This window comes from Janthinobacterium sp. KBS0711 (assembly GCF_000988085.1).
GTDB classification, from domain to species: domain Bacteria; phylum Pseudomonadota; class Gammaproteobacteria; order Burkholderiales; family Burkholderiaceae_D; genus Janthinobacterium; species Janthinobacterium lividum_E.
This window is the reverse complement of the sequence record NZ_LBCO01000011.1, coordinates 458510-475833: the sequence shown is the minus strand read 5'-3', so window position 1 is coordinate 475833 and position 17324 is coordinate 458510. Positions and strand designations below refer to the sequence as shown.

The 17324-nt window shown below is 62.4% G+C and carries 15 protein-coding genes; 5 read left to right on the top strand and 10 right to left on the bottom strand.

Features of this window, described 5'->3' with window-relative positions; genetic code table 11:
- Window positions 1-2: 2 nt before the first annotated feature.
- Window positions 3-227: a hypothetical protein gene (locus tag VM94_RS08460; protein ID WP_235432875.1), complete on the bottom strand. Its 225-nt coding sequence runs from the start codon at window positions 225-227 to the stop codon at window positions 3-5.
- 114 nt (window positions 228-341) lie between these two features.
- Here VM94_RS08460 and phaC point away from each other — a divergent pair, with 114 nt between their 5' ends.
- The 3 genes from phaC (at window position 342) to rimO (ending at window position 4395) form a co-directional block, all read left to right on the top strand.
- Window positions 342-2057, top strand: coding sequence for a class I poly(R)-hydroxyalkanoic acid synthase (gene phaC / locus VM94_RS08455; RefSeq protein WP_082127634.1), 1716 nt, complete (start codon window positions 342-344; stop codon window positions 2055-2057).
- Between the two features lie 224 nt (window positions 2058-2281).
- Window positions 2282-2845, top strand: a complete 564-nt coding sequence (gene phaR / locus VM94_RS08450; protein WP_010399000.1) for a polyhydroxyalkanoate synthesis repressor PhaR — start codon at window positions 2282-2284, stop codon at window positions 2843-2845.
- 194 nt (window positions 2846-3039) lie between these two features.
- Entirely contained in the window at window positions 3040-4395 is a 1356-nt protein-coding gene (gene rimO / locus VM94_RS08445) for a 30S ribosomal protein S12 methylthiotransferase RimO (protein WP_180979539.1), read from the top strand.
- Between the two features lie 84 nt (window positions 4396-4479).
- Here the strand turns inward: rimO and VM94_RS08440 are convergent, their stop codons facing one another.
- Window positions 4480-5055 carry a PEP-CTERM sorting domain-containing protein gene (locus VM94_RS08440; RefSeq protein WP_046683023.1) on the bottom strand — a complete coding sequence of 192 codons (576 nt, stop codon included), beginning with the start codon at window positions 5053-5055 and terminating at the stop codon, window positions 4480-4482.
- A 217-nt stretch (window positions 5056-5272) separates the two neighbouring features.
- Here VM94_RS08440 and VM94_RS08435 point away from each other — a divergent pair, with 217 nt between their 5' ends.
- Window positions 5273-6439 (top strand): cystathionine beta-lyase, encoded by a 1167-nt coding sequence (locus VM94_RS08435; RefSeq protein ID WP_046683022.1) that lies wholly within the window; start codon window positions 5273-5275, stop codon window positions 6437-6439.
- A gap of 38 nt (window positions 6440-6477) precedes the next feature.
- Here VM94_RS08435 and VM94_RS08430 read toward each other — a convergent pair whose 3' ends face one another.
- Window positions 6478-6840: a DUF4870 family protein gene (locus tag VM94_RS08430; protein WP_046683021.1), complete on the bottom strand. Its 363-nt coding sequence runs from the start codon at window positions 6838-6840 to the stop codon at window positions 6478-6480.
- Between the two features lie 86 nt (window positions 6841-6926).
- On the opposite strand from VM94_RS08430, the gene VM94_RS08425 reads away from it, so the two are divergent.
- Window positions 6927-8816, top strand: a complete 1890-nt coding sequence (locus tag VM94_RS08425) for a serine hydrolase domain-containing protein (protein WP_160309286.1) — start codon at window positions 6927-6929, stop codon at window positions 8814-8816.
- Window positions 8817-8820: 4 nt separating this feature from the next.
- Here the strand turns inward: VM94_RS08425 and VM94_RS08420 are convergent, their stop codons facing one another.
- The 7 genes from VM94_RS08420 to VM94_RS08390 form a co-directional block, all read right to left on the bottom strand.
- Window positions 8821-9078: a hypothetical protein gene (locus tag VM94_RS08420; protein WP_046683020.1), complete on the bottom strand. Its 258-nt coding sequence runs from the start codon at window positions 9076-9078 to the stop codon at window positions 8821-8823.
- Window positions 9075-9929, bottom strand: a complete 855-nt coding sequence (locus VM94_RS08415; RefSeq protein ID WP_160309285.1) for a DUF692 domain-containing protein — start codon at window positions 9927-9929, stop codon at window positions 9075-9077. The genes VM94_RS08420 and VM94_RS08415 overlap by 4 nt, the downstream gene beginning before the upstream one ends.
- Window positions 9919-10839: a TIGR04222 domain-containing membrane protein gene (locus VM94_RS08410; protein WP_046683019.1), complete on the bottom strand. Its 921-nt coding sequence runs from the start codon at window positions 10837-10839 to the stop codon at window positions 9919-9921. The genes VM94_RS08415 and VM94_RS08410 overlap by 11 nt, the downstream gene beginning before the upstream one ends.
- A complete protein-coding gene (locus VM94_RS08405; RefSeq protein ID WP_046683018.1) occupies window positions 10836-11564 on the bottom strand; it encodes a nucleotidyltransferase domain-containing protein in 729 nt (242 codons plus the stop codon). Before VM94_RS08405 ends, VM94_RS08410 begins: the two co-directional genes overlap by 4 nt.
- A 109-nt stretch (window positions 11565-11673) precedes the next feature.
- On the bottom strand, window positions 11674-12516 hold the full coding sequence (gene serB / locus VM94_RS08400) for a phosphoserine phosphatase SerB (RefSeq protein ID WP_046683143.1): 843 nt from the start codon (window positions 12514-12516) through the stop codon (window positions 11674-11676).
- 55 nt (window positions 12517-12571) lie between these two features.
- A complete protein-coding gene (mfd, locus tag VM94_RS08395) occupies window positions 12572-16015 on the bottom strand; it encodes a transcription-repair coupling factor (RefSeq protein WP_046683017.1) in 3444 nt (1147 codons plus the stop codon).
- A gap of 87 nt (window positions 16016-16102) precedes the next feature.
- Window positions 16103-17047 carry a 5'-nucleotidase gene (locus VM94_RS08390; RefSeq protein ID WP_046683016.1) on the bottom strand — a complete coding sequence of 315 codons (945 nt, stop codon included), beginning with the start codon at window positions 17045-17047 and terminating at the stop codon, window positions 16103-16105.
- Between the last annotated feature and the right edge of the window lie 277 nt (window positions 17048-17324).

Sequence of the window (17324 nt, the reverse complement as noted above, 5' to 3'; positions counted from 1 at the left end):
ACTTATGTGTCTGCCGTTTTTGTTTTATCGTCTGCTGAGGCTTTGGAGCGCGCGTTCTGTTCCGCGATGCGCGCCGCCTTGCGTTTGCGTCGCCGCGAGCCCGTCAGATAGAATAGGATGGACAGGGGAATGACGCAGTACAGCACGAAGGTCATCACCCCGGCGACGATGGACGGTTCCGTCAGCGCCATGAGGCCGACGACATAGATCCAGGCGACAGCGGTCATGAGCATCATAAGTAGTGGCAATCAGTAAGAGTTTGCATGCAGGTGGCCCGGAAGTAATTATTTATTAATTCTTGAATGGACTTACATATACCTATGAATATGCCCGATCCTCAAATGATGACCAAGGAATGGATGGCGCAGATCAGCAATCCTGAGCAGTGGAAGACGTGGTTCAACATGGTACCGCAGCCCCAGGGCAATCCGATTGCCGGCATTTTGCAGGATGCGGGCGCCAGCATCAAGCCGGACGTGATCGAGCAACTGAAAAACGCCTACGTGGCCAAGCTGACGGGCTTGTGGGCCGACTTCATGGCCGGCAAGACACCGGAGCTGAAAGACCGCCGTTTCGCTGCCCCTGCCTGGCACGCCAGCCCCCTGTCGGCCTTCAATGCGGCGGCCTACCTGCTGAACGCGGAGTTTCTCAGCGCCATGGCCGACGCCGTGGAAGCGACGCCGCACCAGAAGCAAAAGATTGCGTTTGCCGTGCAGCAAATCGTCGATGCCATGTCGCCCGCCAACTTTCTTGCCACCAATCCCGATGCTCAGCAAACCCTGATCGAGACCAAGGGCGAAAGCCTGACCAAGGGCTTGAGCAATATGCTGGCCGACATGCAGAAGGGACGCATTTCGCAGTCCGATGAATCGGCCTTCGAAGTTGGCCGCAACGTGGCCACCACGCCGGGCACGGTGGTGTTTGAAAACGCCTTATTCCAGCTGATCCAGTACACGCCGACGACGGCCACGGTACACCAGCGTCCGCTGTTGATGGTGCCGCCGTGCATCAATAAATTCTATATCCTTGACTTGCAGCCGGAAAATTCGCTCGTGCGCTACGCGGTGGAGCAGGGCAATACCGTATTCCTCATGTCCTGGCGCAATCCGGACATGAGCATGCAGCACCTGACGTGGGACGATTACGTCGAGCAAGGCGTGATCGAAGCCATCAAGGTCACGCAGGAAATTTCCGGCCAGGACAAGCTCAATATGTTCGGCTTTTGCGTGGGCGGCACCATCGTCTCGACGGCGCTGGCCGTGCTCAAGGCACGCGGCGAGAATCCGGCCGCCAGCCTGACCTTGCTGACCACTTTCCTCGATTTCTGCGACACGGGCGCGCTCAACGTCTTTATCGACGAGCCACAAGTGGTGCTGCGCGAGCAGTCTCTGGCCAAGGGTGGCCTGATGTCGGGCCGCGACCTGGGCAGCACTTTCTCGAGCTTGCGGCCGAACGACCTCGTGTGGAATTATGTGCAGTCGAATTACCTGAAGGGCAAGGAGCCGCCCGCGTTCGACTTGCTGTACTGGAATGGCGACGGCACGGGCTTGCCGGGCCCCATGTTCTGCTGGTATTTGCGCAACACTTACCTGGAAAACAGCCTGAAAGTGCCGGGCAAGCTGACGGTGGCCGGTGAAAAGGTCGACCTGAGCAGCATCGACGCGCCCGCTTTCATCTACGGTTCGCGCGAAGACCACATCGTGCCCTGGGGCGCGGCCTACGCCAGCACGGCTTTGCTGAATCCGAAAAAACCGAAAGCCAACCGTTTTATCCTCGGTGCTTCGGGGCATATCGCCGGCGTGATCAATCCTGCCTCGAAGAAAAAGCGCAGTTACTGGAGTAATGACCAGCCGCGCACGGCCAAAGCCAAGCCCTTGACTGCCGAGCAATGGATGGAAGGCGCGACCGAGCACGTGGGCAGCTGGTGGCCCGAATGGGCTGCCTTCCTGGCCGAACACGGCGGCGCCCAGGTGAAGGCGCCAGGCAAGCCAGGCAACAAACGCCACGCGGCAATCGAGCCGGCGCCAGGGCGGTATGTTAAAGTCAGGGCGGATTAATTCACAAAGCGTTTTTGCTGACGAGACCGGCGTAATCTCCGGTCTTGTCAGGAATCTACTTTTAGTTGCGTTGCAATAAATGCGGGAATCTACTACCCTGATGTGCAATGGAGCCGTTTTCCACTCTATAATGGAAAACGTAGGCAGGTGCGAAAGCGGACCCACGTTCGCTTTTTTTTCGGATTAACTCAGTATGCGCTGCGGCGCAATAAGTGGAACTTGTGATGAGTAGTGCAAAAAAAAGTATAGACCGCCTGATTAAAAAATATCCTAACCGCCGTCTGTATGACACGCAAACCAGTTCCTACATCACCTTGACGGACGTCAAGCAACTGGTGTTGGACAATGAGGTGTTTACCGTCGTCGATGCCAAATCCAATGAAGATTTGACGCGCAGCATCTTGCTGCAAATCATTTTGGAAGAGGAAGCGAACGGCGCGCCCATGTTCTCGAGCAGCGTGTTGTCGCAGATCATCCGCTACTATGGCCACGCCATGCAGGGCATGATGGGATCCTACCTGGAAAAGAACGTGCAAGCGTTCACCGATATCCAGCACAAATTCACGGGCACGTCGGCCGGCAGTTTCGAAGGCAAGCCATTCAGCCCTGAAATGTGGACCCAGTTCATGAATGTCCAGGGCCCGATGATGCAAGGCATGATGAACAACTACATCGACCAGAGCAAGAGCCTGTTCGTGCAGATGCAGGAACAGATGCAAAGCCAGAGCAAGAATCTGTTCGGCACGTTCCCGTTCGTTCCGCCGGTCCCGCCAACGGACAAAAAGTAAGCAATGCCACACGCTCACCGGGCGATTTGATCGCCCGGGAGTTGTATCGGCGTCATCAAAGCAGCATAGTTCTGCCAGCAAGGGGCGGCTCGGGGTACAATAGCCGATTCGCCTCACCATTTTACTAGCTGCCAACTATGTCTGAAATTCACCGTATTCCCGTTCCTTCCGCCCAGCCCGAGGCCATGCTGGCCATGCCAGGTGCGGCGCCGAAAGTGGGCTTTGTCTCGCTCGGCTGCCCGAAAGCGCTGGTCGACTCCGAACAAATCCTGACCCAACTGCGCGCCGAAGGCTACGAAACGGCGAAATCCTACGCTGGCGCCGATCTGGTGATCGTCAATACCTGCGGTTTTATCGATGCTGCGGTGCAAGAGTCGCTCGACGCCATCGGCGAAGCGCTGGCTGAAAACGGCAAGGTCATCGTGACCGGTTGCCTGGGCGCCAAGAAGGATGCTGCCGGCGACGACATCATCATGAAGGTGCACCCAAAAGTGCTGTCCGTCACGGGCCCGCACGCGCTGGCCGAAGTGATGGATTCCGTCCACTTGCACCTGCCGAAACCGCATGCACCGTTCCTCGACCTGGTGCCGCCGCAAGGCGTCAAGCTGACGCCGAAGCACTATGCCTACCTGAAAATTTCCGAAGGCTGCAACCACCGCTGCAGCTTCTGCATCATCCCGTCCATGCGCGGCGACCTCGTTTCGCGCCCGATCGGCGAACTGATGATCGAAGCGGAAAACCTGTTCAAGGCCGGCGTCAAGGAATTGCTGGTCATTTCGCAAGACACCTCGGCGTATGGCGTGGACGTGAAATTCCGTTCCGGCTTCTGGAATGGCCGTCCCGTGAAAACCCACATGACGCAGCTGACGGAAGCGCTGGGCGAACTGGCCAAGTCCTACGGCGCCTGGGTGCGCTTGCACTATGTGTATCCGTACCCGCACGTGGATCAGATCATCCCGATGATGAGCGGCGGCCACATCCTGCCATACCTCGACATCCCGATGCAGCATGCGCATCCTGACGTATTGAAGCGCATGAAGCGTCCGGCCAGCGGCGAGAAAAACCTCGACCGCATCCAGGCCTGGCGCGCGATCAACCCGGACCTGACCATCCGCTCGACCTTCATCGCCGGTTTCCCGGGCGAAACGGAAGCGGAATTCGAATACCTGCTGGACTTCCTCAAGGAAGCGCAGATCGACCGCCTGGGCTGCTTCGCCTATTCGCCTGTGGAAGGCGCGACGGCCAACGAAATTGCCAACCCCGTGCCGGAAGAGTTGCGCGAAGAGCGCCGCGGCCGCGTCATGCTGCTGCAGGAAGAAATTTCCAAGAAACGCCTGCAAGCCAAGGTCGGCAAGACCGTGCGCGTGCTGATCGATGAAGTCACCCGCTCCGGCGGCGTGGGCCGTTCGTCCGCCGACGCGCCGGAAATCGATGGCGTCGTGTATGTGAAGCCGCCGTTCGAACCGCACCGCAAGCTGGCGGTCGGCCAATTTGTTGACGTGACCATCACGTCCGCGGATGCGCATGACTTGTGGGGCGCTGCGGAGTAACGCTGTCCTGGTGCGGCCGACAGCGTTGATACTGTTTTGAAAAGAGGGATCGCCAGTTTGGCGGTCCCTTTTTTTTGTGGCGCTTCAGATGGCGCGACGCCGGCGCTGCATCCAGGCGATACCGGCCAGGCCCAGCAGCAGCATGGCATAGGTTTCAGGCTCGGGTACGGGGACCAGTACGGGACTGATCGTCAGCTTGGTGTCTGGCGACCAGCGTACGCTGATACTGCTCGAACCGGGATCAAAAGGATGGTAATAAGTGTAGGCAAAAGAGTCACCCGTCTTCAATCTGCCAAAATAGGTTTCGTCGGGATAGCTGCCGGTGAAATACGCGGAGATATTCAAGCCGCCTGCAGCAGAATATTCCAGTACATCTACTCCACAGCGCATGTAGATATTGCCATTGTTGCAGTCATGGTAGTAGTTCCGACCATTGAATACCAAGTTGTAGGCTTCGTTTTTCGTGATGACATTGTCGCCATTGGCATTGTTGAAATTAAAGCTCCCTTCCAGCCGCAAGTCGGGGTTCCACGCACCGCCATTCAATTCATCATAAAAACCGGTATAGGAAAAGTTGACCACGTTAGGCTTGGCCGGAGCGGCCAGCGCCGTTGTCGTGGCCACAGCCAGGACGCAAGCGAGCACTGCATTTTTCAACATGGGATATCCTTCAGATTGGAATGTATAAATTAAAATATTAAAAATAAAGCATGCTAATAATACATGATAAATGTGAAAGCATTATCGGATTTATTCTTCCGTTCGCTATACATCTGGCGCCAGTTGTACGGCAGTTTTTGAGCAAAGCCCTTACAATCAATGCGGACCCGCACTGTGCGGTCTGCTTTTTTATTGTCTACGACCCGTTGCCGACGCCATGACCACACCCAAATCTCCGCAAACCGCGCTGATCCACAGCGATTACCAGGCACCGCAAGGCTTTGCCGCGTTTCCCAACGCCATCCATCACGCATCGACCGTGCTGTTCAAGGACGTGGCGGCCATGCGCTCGGGCGACTGGAAAGACAAGAATGCCTATACCTACGGCTTGCACGGCACGCCCACCACGTTCACCCTGGAAGCGCGGCTGGCCGAGATCGAAGGGGGACAATACTGCCTGCTGGCGCCGTCGGGCCTGGCGGTCATCGCCATGGCGGACTTTGCCCTGCTGAAAACGGGTGACGACGTTTTATTGCCGGAAAATATATACAACCCGAACCGCGAACTGGGACGCTGGCTGGCGCAGGATTTCGGCATCACGGCCCGCTATTACGACCCGCTTATCGGGGCCGGCATCGCGGCCCTGATCCAGCCAAACACCAAACTGATCTGGACGGAAGCACCTGGTTCCGTGACCATGGAGGTGCCGGACTTGCCCGCCATCTGCGCGGCCGCCCATGCGCGCGGTGTGCTGGTGGCTTTGGACAACACCTGGTCGGCGGGCCTGGCCCTGCGCGGCTTCGACCTGGGCGTGGACATCATCATGCAGGCGTTGACGAAATACCAGTCGGGCGGCTCGGACGTGCTGATGGGCGCGCTCATTACGCGCGACAGGGCGCTGCACGAGCGCCTGGCGCAGGCGCACATGCGCCTTGGCATGGGCGTGGGCGCCGACGATGCCTACCTGGTGCTGCGCGGCTTGCCCACCATGAAGCTGCGTTTCGATGCCCATGACGTGGGCGCGCGCACGGTGGCCGCCTGGCTCAAGGGAAGAAGCGAGATCGCCACGGTGCTGCATCCGGCCTTCGAGGATTGTCCGGGCCACACCATCTGGCAGCGCGATTTCACGGGCGCGGGCGGCCTGTTTTCCGTGCTGTTCGATGCCCGCTACACGGAGGCGCAGACGGACCGTTTCGTCGATGCCTTGCAGTTGTTCAAGATTGGCTACAGCTGGGGTGGCGCGAACAGCCTGGTGATGCCGTACCGTATCGCCGCCATGCGCAAGGGCTGGCAGTTGCCGGGCCAGCTGGTGCGCCTGAACGTGGGACTGGAAGATCCGCAGGACTTGATTGCCGATATCGAACGGGCGTTCGCGGCGATGTAGCCGTGTGCGGGCAAGCACGATGGCTTGCCCGCAAGCATTTACATGGGGACGGGGCTGTTGTTGTTCAGGTCGATGAAGCCGCGCAGCAGGCGGTAGGCTTTCCACAGCCAGGCCACGCCCCACACGATGAGGGCCAGCGGAATGCCGATCAGCGTGACCCACAGGATGGCGCCGACGACGATCCAGACCACGTACCACCAGAAGGAACGGATCATCCAGCTGTGATGGCTGTGCACGAAGGTCCCGGCCGCCTCGTCCCGCTTCACATAATTGATGATGAGCGGAATGAAGGAAAACGCGCCCAGCGAAAACACGAAGCTGGCGCCATGTATCAGGTATAACCACCAGGCCAGTTTTTTGGTCTGCTGAAGTTGGGTATCCAAAATAATATCTTGTGACATGAAAGCTCCCGTCGTTGCTCAATTTTTAATTGTAACAAGCAAAACGGCGCGGCAGCGCAGTCCATGGAAAAAGGCAGAATACATTGTTGAAACGAGATCGATATCCTACCCTGGCCGCGCGCGCCAGATCATGGCTGCGCCAGGCTTTGCCGGCCTTGCTGCTGTGCGTCACCGCTGCCCATGCCGCCGGCCCAACCCTGGACGCGGAGTTTGCCGCCGGCTTGAAGGAAGAGGGTCTGGCGGGCGCCGTTTGGAGCGAAGTCTTGCCTGACGGGACAGTCAAAGTCGGCGCGTCCGGCTTGCGCGACGCGGCCAAGAACATACCCATGCAGACGGATACGCGCATGCAGGTGGGCTCCGTGGGCAAGGTGGCGCTGGCGCTGGGCGTTCTGCGCCTCGTCAGCGAAGACAAGCTCACGCTCGACACGCCCGTGCAGCAGGTGCTGCCGGAACTGGCGCTGAAAAACCCGTGGCAGGCCAGCGACCCCGTGCGCATCCGCCACCTGCTCGCGCATACGTCGGGCCTCGATAACGTGCGCTTCTGGCAGGCGTTCAGTCTGAACCCGGCGCCGGAGACGCCGCTGGCCGAGGCGTTTGACGGTGGGCGCAATCTGCTGCGCGTGCGCGCGCGGCCCGGCAGCCGCTATGCGTACTCGAACATGGGCTATGGCTTGCTGGGCATGGTGATCGAGAAGGTCACGGGCCAGCCGTACGAGCGCTACCTCGATGCGCAGCTGCTGCAACCGCTGGGCATGGCGGACAGCACGTTTGCCTACGTTACGCAAATGAGTACGCAAATGAGCACCCAGGCGGGATCGCTCGCGGACCCGCGCCTGGCCATGGGCCACTTCGAGCATGGCGTGGCGCAGCCGGCCGTGCCCCAGTATTTGCGTCCGGCCGCGCAGTTCACCACCACGGCGGCCGACATGGGCAAGCTGGCGCAATTCCTGATGGGCGATGGCAAGCTGCAGGGCGCGCAGTTCATTGACCTGGCGCTGATGGGCGCCTTGTCCGAGCCGGCCGGCACGGATGCGGCGCAGGCGGGCCTGGCAACGGGACACGGCCTGGCGCTGGCCGTGCGCGACCGCCATAACGTGGTGGGCGCCTGCCATCCTGGCACGGCCGTGGGTTTCCGCACCATGCTGTGCATCTACCCGGAGCAGGACAGCGCGTTCTTCGTGGCCTTCAATACGGATGCCGAGCAGGCCGACTATGAACGCTTCAACCGCCTGCTGCTGCGCGACCTGGAACTGCCGCTGCGCGCGCCGGCCCCGCGCGGCACGCCCGCACCCACGGTGGAAAACTGGCAGGGCGTCTACGTGCCGTCGCCCAGCCCCATGGCCAGCATGGCCTGGGTCGACGCCGTCTTCGGTTTTACGCGTGTGAAATGGGATGGCGAGTCGCTGTTCCTGATTCCGTTCCAGGGCGAACCTAAGGAACTGGAGCCGGTGGGCGGCCTGCTGTTCCGCGCCAGCGACCGCAGCACGCCGTCGCACGTGCTGATGCAGGAAGATGGCAAGCATGTGCTCAGCGATGGCCTGCGCAGCTATGAGCGCGCGTCGATGCTGCGCATGCTGGTACTGTGGGGCAGCCTGGCCCTCGGTGCGGCCGGCTTGCTGTACGTGCTGGTGGTGGGCGTTTGGCGCGCCGCGCTGCGCAGCCTGGGACGGGGCGACCATCTGTTCGCGCCTTTGCTGGCCATGCTGGCGCTGCTCCTGCCGCTGCCGTTTTTCTATTTCCAGTCCTACCTGCGCCTGGGCGACATCACCATCGCCAGCGTGCTGCTGGTATTGGTGACGGGCGCGCTGCCGCTGGCGACGGCGTTCGGCCTGGCCCGCTGCTGGCGCAGCCGCGGCACGGCGGCCGAGGCGGGCTCGTGGGCGAAATGGGATTGGGTGGCCTTGCTGGCGGCCCTGCAACTGCTGCTGGTACTGGCGTGGTGGGGACTGCTGCCGCTGCGGCTGTGGCAGCTGTAGGCCGTCAGGTCCAGGCAGCCAGCAGCCGGCGCCACCAGCGTTGCGCCGGTGCCGCCCGGGTACCGTGTGTGGTGCGCTTGGAACGATAGCTGGTCGCCGCCATCTGCAGGCCGATGCGGTCGATCGCCGCCATCGCCTCCGCTTCCTGCGGCGACAAGCCATGCAGCAGGGCTTGCGCATGGGGTTCGAGCAGGAAGGCGGCACGCAGGGCGTCGTCCGTGTACAGCTTTGCCAGCAAGGTTTCCAGTGCGGGGGAACTCATGCGCTGCGCCCCGCGCGCAAGGCCGCGCGCGCCAGTTCCAGCTGGCCCAGCACATGTTCGAACGACGGGTAATTGCCGTCGCGTTCGACGATCACCGTCAACGGTTGCGGCGCATGGCGCGCCAGCACCGTCAATAAAGCAAAGACTTCGGGCGGCACGTCGTGCAGATGGTCGTCCAGCAGCCGCTGGCCGCCGCCCGGCGCAGCGATCCAGTGGCCGCCGCTCAGGTGCACGGCGCCCACCCTGTCCAGCGGCAGGCGCAGCAGCAGTTCCTGCGGCGACTCGCCGGCATTGACGGCATTCGCATACAGGTTGTGCAGGTCGAGCAGCAGCGGCACTTGCGCGCCGTGGATAATCTGCGCCAGCCATGCCGCTTCGTTCAGGGTGCTGGCCGGCGGCTGGACCAGGGTGGCGATGTTTTCCATCAGCGGCGCGCTGCCGACGATGCGCGTGGCCAGCGCGATATTGGCGATCGCGCCGGCGGCGCTGTGCGGCGTGCGCGGCGGCGCCGCCAGGTGGCCGATCTCGACGCCGCCGGCGCGCACGAAACTCAGGTGCTCTGACCACGACTCCGCCTGCACTTCTTTCATCAGGCGCGCCATCGCATGCAGGCGGCGCGGGTCGGCGGGAATCGTCGACGCCAACCCCATGCCCACGCCGTGCAAGCTGACCGGCACCTGGCGCGCCAGGCTGCGCAAGGCGGCGATGCCGGCGCGCGAGGCGCGGTAATAATCGTCGGCGATCACTTCCAGCACGTCGATCCGCGCCAGGTTGGACAGGATGCCGGCGGCCAGTTCGCCGCGCCAGCCCAGGCCGACGCGGTCGCGCGTGGTCTCCTGGCTAACTGCCACAGCCGCCACCACCGCCGCAACCGCCACAGCCGCTGCCGCCGCCGTCACCGCCGCCGCCTGATGACGAGTCGCCCGAGTCGCCCGTGCTGCTGGACGAGGAGTCGCCGCCGCCGTTTTGCCGGGGCGCCGGATACAGCTCGGCGACATACGCGTACACGGACAAGGGCAGCGCGCCGATGCCGAAGATGGCGGCCAGCAGGGCCATGTCGGCGCTGCTGCTGCCCGCCTGCAGGCGCGCCGAGCGCATGTTCAGGCGGCCGAACAACATGCGCAGGTCGGTCAGCAGCCGCTGCGCGCTCCAGCTGGTCGCCTGGGTGCGCAGGCCGCGCAGCATGAGGAGAAAAATCGCCAGCAGGACCGCCAGGAACAGCAGGTTGTAGTGCTGGCGGCTGATGGCGATGACGGCCTTGACGGCGGCCACCGTCAGCAGCAGCCAGTGCGCGGTCCAGGTGATGCGTTCGCGCCGTCGCAGCAGCTGCGGGCCGACCAGCAATTCCTGCTGCGTCAACGTCTCCTGGTAGGCGCGGCACGACGGCAGCATCTCGGCTTGCACGGCCAGTTCCTTGCTGTGGCTCTGGCGGCCGAGATACAAGCGCAGCACGTCGCGTTCGATGTCGTGGCTGGCGAAGCGCAGGCTGTCTGCGCTGGCCGTTTCCAGCAGCGGGCCATCGGCGCGCAGCAAGCCCCGGTCGACCAGCACGATGGCGGCGATCTTCACGGCTTCGAGGGCGCCGCCGCGCAAAAAAGCAATGCGGTAGGGATCGTCGGCCAGCGACAGCTGGGCGTGCGGATTGCGCAATTCCTGGCGGATCAGCAGCTCGCGCACGCCGTAGTACACGAGCGCGCCGAAGATCAGGTAGGCCAGCAGGAACGATGGCCCGCTCCAGTCAAACGGATTCGCGCCGTTCACCGCATCTGCTCCGCGTGTTCGCGCAGGCGTTCGGTAATCGTCATCAAGCCCGTAAAGGCGGGCAGGGCCTGCCCCGGCGCCAGGCGCGCCGTTTCGCGCGCGGCCGACATGGCTTGCAGGGCAGCGTGCATGGCCGGTTCGCCCAGCTGGTCGACAAACGCTTCGAGCGCCTGCTTGCCGGACTGCGCAGGTTTGTCTTCCAGCTGCGCCAGCGAGGCCGCGGCCGAACGCAGGGGACCGGCCGCGTCGGCGATGGCGCCGACCAGCTGTTCTTCATTCAGGCTCAACAGCATATACCGTTCGCGCATGCGCACCTGCTGGTTCAGCAGCACTTGCCGCAGCCGGCGCAGCACGGCGTCGCGGCTCGTGTGCAGGCTGGCGAAAGGGTCAACGCCATGCAGCACCCGGTGGCGCGCGATGATGTCTGCGAACTTGACGGCAAAGGCGTCGGCGGCCTGCGTCAATTCGCTTTCGAGCAGGAACATCACCTGCAAATCGATGGCGGCGTGCGCCAGGCGCAAGGGCCCGCGCAGCGCATCGGCCGCCTGCGGCGTAAAGCGCTTGAGCAGCAACAGCAGGTTGACGTCGGAGGTGGCGCGCAACTGGCCATCGGCGGCCGAGCCAAACAGCACGGCGGCGGCCAGGTCGGCGCCGAAGGCTTTCTGCGCGGCAGCGACGAATATATCGAGATGGCGTTGTATCTCTTCTGGCAGCGGTGGCGGCATGCGGTGTTCTTTCACGATGGGCTGGCGGGGTGATCACAAGTTTGCAATATAGCAAACTTGTGCCGCCGTGCGCGCACCGCCCGCCAGATAGCGCTAAGCTGGCGCCGGCTCAGCTCAAGACGTTGAGCAAGCCATCGAGTCCCACGAAGTTCAGCGCCACGTCGGCTTGCGAGCGCACCACGGGCTTGGCGCGGAAGGCAACCGACAGGCCGGCGATGCCCATCATCTTCAAGTCGTTGGCGCCGTCGCCCATGACGATGGCTTCGGACGGGGAAATGCCCAGTTCCGCGCACACGCGCTCCACCGTGCGCTGCTTTTCCTCGGCGTCGACGATGCCGCCCAGGACTTTGCCCGTCAGTTTGCCGTCGACGATTTCCAGTGCGTTCGCATGCGTGTAGTCGAGGCCCAGGCGTTCCTTCAGGCGCTCGGTGAAGAAAGTAAAGCCGCCCGACACCAGCAGGGTTTTCAGGCCGGCCTTTTGCACGGCCGCCAGCATGGCTTCCGCGCCCGGCGACAGTTTCAAACGCTCGTCATAGACGCGCTGCAGGGCCGACGCATCGAGGCCTTCGAGCAGGGCCACGCGTTGTTTCAGGCTGGCGGCAAAATCGAGCTCGCCGCGCATGGCCGCTTCCGTGATGGCTGCCACTTGTGGTTTCAAGCCCTGCATGTCGGCGATTTCATCGATGCACTCGATGGTGATCAGGGTCGAATCCATGTCCATCGCCACGAGCTTGAATTCACTAAGCTCGCGCTGTCCCATCATGTAGGTGGCGTCCAGCTGCGCCGCCTGGGCCGCCACTTCGATCGTGGGGCGCAGTGCGGGCGAGTAGGCGATCTGCTCGCAGCGCACGGCGTTCGGACCGAGGCGCGTGACTGACGTCGGCGCGGCCAGCGCGGCGATGCGTTCGAGGCGGGCGCTATCGCCGTCCAGGCCCTGCAGGATCAGATTCATGGTGATGGTCTTGGTATTGGTCATGGGGCAGTCCTGCATTAATTGTCGAAATGGTCTACACCGTCAATTGCTTGATGGTGGTCTTGATTTGCGTCACGCGCGCGGCCAGGTCCGGCATGGCGGCCGTGATTTTCAGCTTGTCCTGGCCATGCAGCTTGATATGGCGGTTTTTCTGGATCAGGTCGATGATGCGCATCGGATCGATGGGCGGCTTGGCCATGAATTGCAGGGTGGCCGCCTCGCCATGCACATCGATCTTGACGATGCCCACGGTTTTCGCCGCGATGCGCAAACGGTGCGTCTCGACCAGGGCCTTGACGGCGTCGGGCAGCTTGCCGAAGCGGTCGATCAACTCTTCCTGGATATCGTCGATCTTGTCCTGCGTGGCGCAGTTGGCCAGGCGCTTGTAGATCGACAGGCGCTCGTGCACGTCGCCGCAGAAGTCCGCCGGCAGCAGGGCCGGCACGTGCAGGTTGATCTCTGTCGTCGACGCCAGCGGCGCGGCCAGGTCCGGCTCCTTGCCCGCTTTCAGCGAGCGCACGGCTTCGTTGAGCATGTCCGAATACAGCTGGAAGCCGATTTCCGTCATTTCGCCCGACTGGCTCTCGCCCAGCACCTCGCCGGCGCCGCGGATTTCCAGGTCGTGCATGGCCAGGTAAAAGCCGCTGCCCAGTTCTTCCATCTGCTGGATGGCGTCCAGGCGGCGCTGCGCCAGCTTGGTGAGGCCCTGCACGTCGTGCACCAGCAGGTAGGCGTAGGCCTGGTGATGCGAGCGTCCCACCCGGCCGCGCAGCTGGTGCAGCTGCGCCAGGCCGAACTTGTCGGCGCGGTGCATGATGATGGTGTTCGCCGTCGGTACGTCGATGCCCGTTTCAATGATGGTCGTGCACAGCAAAATATTGAAACGCTGGGCAACGAAGTCGCGCATGACCTTTTCCAGGTCGCGCTCGTGCATCTGGCCGTGCGCCACGGCGATGCGCGCCTCGGGCAGCAGTTCCGTCAGCATGGCCAGGCGGTTCTGGATGGTTTCCACCTCGTTGTGCAGGAAGTAGATCTGGCCGCCCCGTTTGAGTTCGCGCAGGCACGCTTCGCGGATGATGGCTTCGCCTTCGCTGCGCACGAACGTCTTGATGGCCAGACGCTTTTGCGGCGCCGTGGCGATGATGGAAAAGTCGCGCAAGCCTTCCAGGGCCATGCCCAGGGTACGCGGGATCGGCGTGGCCGTCAGCGTCAGCACGTCCACTTCCGCGCGCAGCGCTTTCAGCGCTTCCTTCTGGCGCACGCCGAACCTGTGTTCCTCGTCGATGATGACGAGACCCAGGCGGGTAAACTTCACGTCGTCGGACAGCAGCTTGTGCGTGCCGATGACGATGTCGATGGTGCCGTCGGCCATGCCCTTGAACGCTTGCGTGATCTCCTTGCCGCTGCGGAAGCGCGACAGTTCCGCGATGCGCACGGGCCAGTCGGCGAAGCGGTCGGCGAAGGTTTGCGCATGCTGCTCGGCCAGCAGGGTGGTGGGCGCCAGGATGGCTACCTGCTTGCCGCCCATGACAGCGATGAAGGCTGCGCGCAGCGCGACTTCCGTCTTGCCGAAACCGACGTCGCCACAGACGAGGCGGTCCATCGGTTTGCCCGAGGTCATGTCCTTGATGACGTTGTGGATGGCCTCGGCCTGGTCCGGCGTTTCGTCGAAGCCGAAGCTGTCGGCGAAACGCTGGTAGTCGTGCGACGAGAATTCGAACGAGTGGCCCTGGCGCAGCGCGCGGCGCGCATACAGGTTGAGCAGCTCGGCGGCCGTGTCGCGCACCTGTTCGGCGGCGCGTTTTTTCGCTTTTTCCCACTGGCCCGAACCGAGCGAGTGCAGCGGCGCGTCTTCCGGCGAGGCGCCCGAATAGCGCGAAATGACGTGCAGCTGCGACACGGGCACGTACAGCTTGGTGTCCTTCGCGTATTCCAGGTGCAAAAATTCCGTCTCGCCTTCGCCCAGGTCCATGCTGGTCAGGCCCATGTAGCGCCCGATGCCATGGTTGATGTGCACGACGGGGTCGCCGATCTTCAGCTCCGACAGGTCGCGCACCATCGACTCGACTTGCGTCACGCCTTCCTGCTTCTTGCTGCCGACCCGTCGGCCGGAACCGGCATACAGCTCCGTCTCGGTGATGAAGGATAGATTTCCTTCCGGCGTAAACAGCTCGAAGCCCGCATGCAGCGGCGCCACGCCCAGCATCAGCTTGGCGTCGGATTGCAAAAAGCCGTCGCTGCCTTCCACCGGCGTCAGGTGCAGGTCGTATTCGCTGAAGTACTGCTGCAAGGTTTCGCGGCGGCCGTTCGATTCGGCGCAGATCATCACGCGGCGCCCCGATTGCAGCAAATAGCTGCGCAGGTTGGCCAGCGGATCGTCGGCGCGGCGGTTGACGGCGATGTTCGGCACGGGCGCCGACAGTTCGGACGCCAGCGCATCGTTCGATTTGCTTATCGCCAGGCGCGCATACGGCTTGGCCAGGCCGAAGAACTGCTCGTCGGACAGGAACAGCGATTCGGGCGGCAGGATGGGACGTTCGCGGTCCGCTTTTAAAAAGCGGTAGCGCGACTGGGTATCGGTCCAGAAGCGGCCGATGGCAGAGTCGATCTCGCCCACCAGGGCCAGCGAAGCGTCGGGCGGCAGGTAGTCGAACAGGGTGGCCGTCTGCTCGAAGAACAGGGGCAGATAATATTCGATGCCGGCCGAGGCGATGCCGCTGCTGATGTCCTTGTAGACGACCGAGCGCGATGGATCGCCTTCGAACTGTTCGCGCCAGCGGTTGCGGAAGGTGGTGCGGGCCGCTTCGTCCATGGGGAATTCGCGGCCCGGCAGCAACCGTACTTCATGCACGGGATACAGCGAGCGCTGGGTGTCGGCGTCGAAGGTGCGGATGGTCTCGATGGTGTCGCCGAACAGGTCCAGACGGTAGGGCAGGGCCGAACCCATGGGGAACAGGTCGAGCAGGCCGCCGCGCACCGAGTATTCGCCGGGCGACATCACTTGCGAGACATGGCTGTAGCCGGCCAGGGTCAGCTGCGACTTCAGGCGCGCCTCGTCGAGCTTTTCACCCTTCTTGAAAAAGAACGTGTAGGCGGCCAGGAAGGACGGCGGCGCCAGGCGCACGAGCGCCGTGGTGGCCGGCACGATCAGCACGTCGCACTGGCGCGTCTGGATTTCATGCAGCGTGGCCAGGCGCTCGGAGACCAGGTCCTGGTGCGGCGAAAACGCGTCGTAGGGCAGGGTTTCCCAGTCCGGCAGCAGGTGGCAGCGCAGTTCCTTGCCGCCAAACCAAGGGATTTCATCGAGCAGGCGCTGGCCGTCGCTGGCCTGCGCCACCACCACGGCCAGCATCTGGCCCCGCGCTTTCAAGGCCAAAGCGGCCAGCGCCAGGGCATAGGCGTCGGACGAACCATACAGGGCGGGCAGCGCATAGCGGTTGCCGGGCTTGGGGAGGGCTTTTGTTAAGTCTAAGGACATGCAGGCGATGACACTAGTGGCAGAGGCAGTTGAATGGGACAGCTGTGGTGCGCGCCGCGCCGCCAGTGACGGCGCTGACAGGCAGGATTATAGACCATCGCCCGCGCGCATATTCGCGACACCGAAAGGAACATGCACCATCGGTATCGTGCCGCCCGCCGATTTGAGGTGGCTCAGCTGGTCGTCGAAGAAGATATGCGGCTTGAACACGGCCAGCACGCGCGACTTGTCCATGCCGCCGAGGAAAAACGTCTCGTCGGCCGCCACGCCCCAGCTTTTCAGGGTTGTCACGACGCGCTCGTGCGAAGGCGCGTTGCGCGCCGTGATGATGGCGATGCGCAGGATCTTTTTATAACCGGGGTCGCGCCGCTGGGCCCTTTCTTCCAGGCGCTGCATGGTGGCCAGCTTCTGGAACAGGCCGGCCAGCGGGCCGGGGCGGTGCGGCGTGCCCACGTTCAGGGTTTCATGGGCGTGGAATTCATCGACGTCGTTGTTGCGCTTGAAAACGGTTTCCGCTTCGTCGTCGGCGATCACGCCGTCGAAATCGAAGGCCACGCGCAATTCCTCGTCGTTTTCGTCGTCTTCCGTGCGCGACGGCAGCACCAGGCCGGCCGGGTAGTCGCAGGCCAGCGCGCTGCGTACGTCGTCTTCATTCGCGCTGAGGAACAGCGACGCGTTGAAGGCGGGCAGGTAGGGATAGGGCGACTTGCCCGTCATGAAGGCGGCGCGCGAAATGTCCAGGCCATAGTGGGCGATCGAATGCATGACGCGCAAGCCCGTTTCCGGCGAATTGCGCGAAAACAGCACCACTTCCACGGGCGACTGGCGCGGATAGTGCTTGTTGATGTTCAGGAAGCGGCGGATGAAGGGGAAGGCCACGCCGCGCGGCAAGACCGTGTCGATATGCGTTTCCTGGTACTTGCGGTATTCCTCGGGCCCGTTGTCGAGATAGACCTGGTGCGATTCGGCCAGGTCGAACAGGGCGCTGGAAGCGACCCCGATCACCAGTTTGTGTTCGATAGGATAAGCCATGGTCTGCCTGTTGTTTGCTTGTTGCTCATCTTATACGACTATCAACTGCGTAGCCAATAGTGAGGCATGGGGATTTTTTGCACCAAAGCGGGGCGCTCTGTCAATTTTTTTGACCGCTGTGCAATGCGCGCCACAGTAAAGAAATAAATATTGTTTTGTATCAAGTATTTGACAGCCAGCGCGCCTGTTTTCCACTATGCTTCCACTTATAAAATCTCGCCAATTGTAACGAAGCGTACGCCCTATCCCCGCCACCTTTATACAAGTGTCAGCTGTT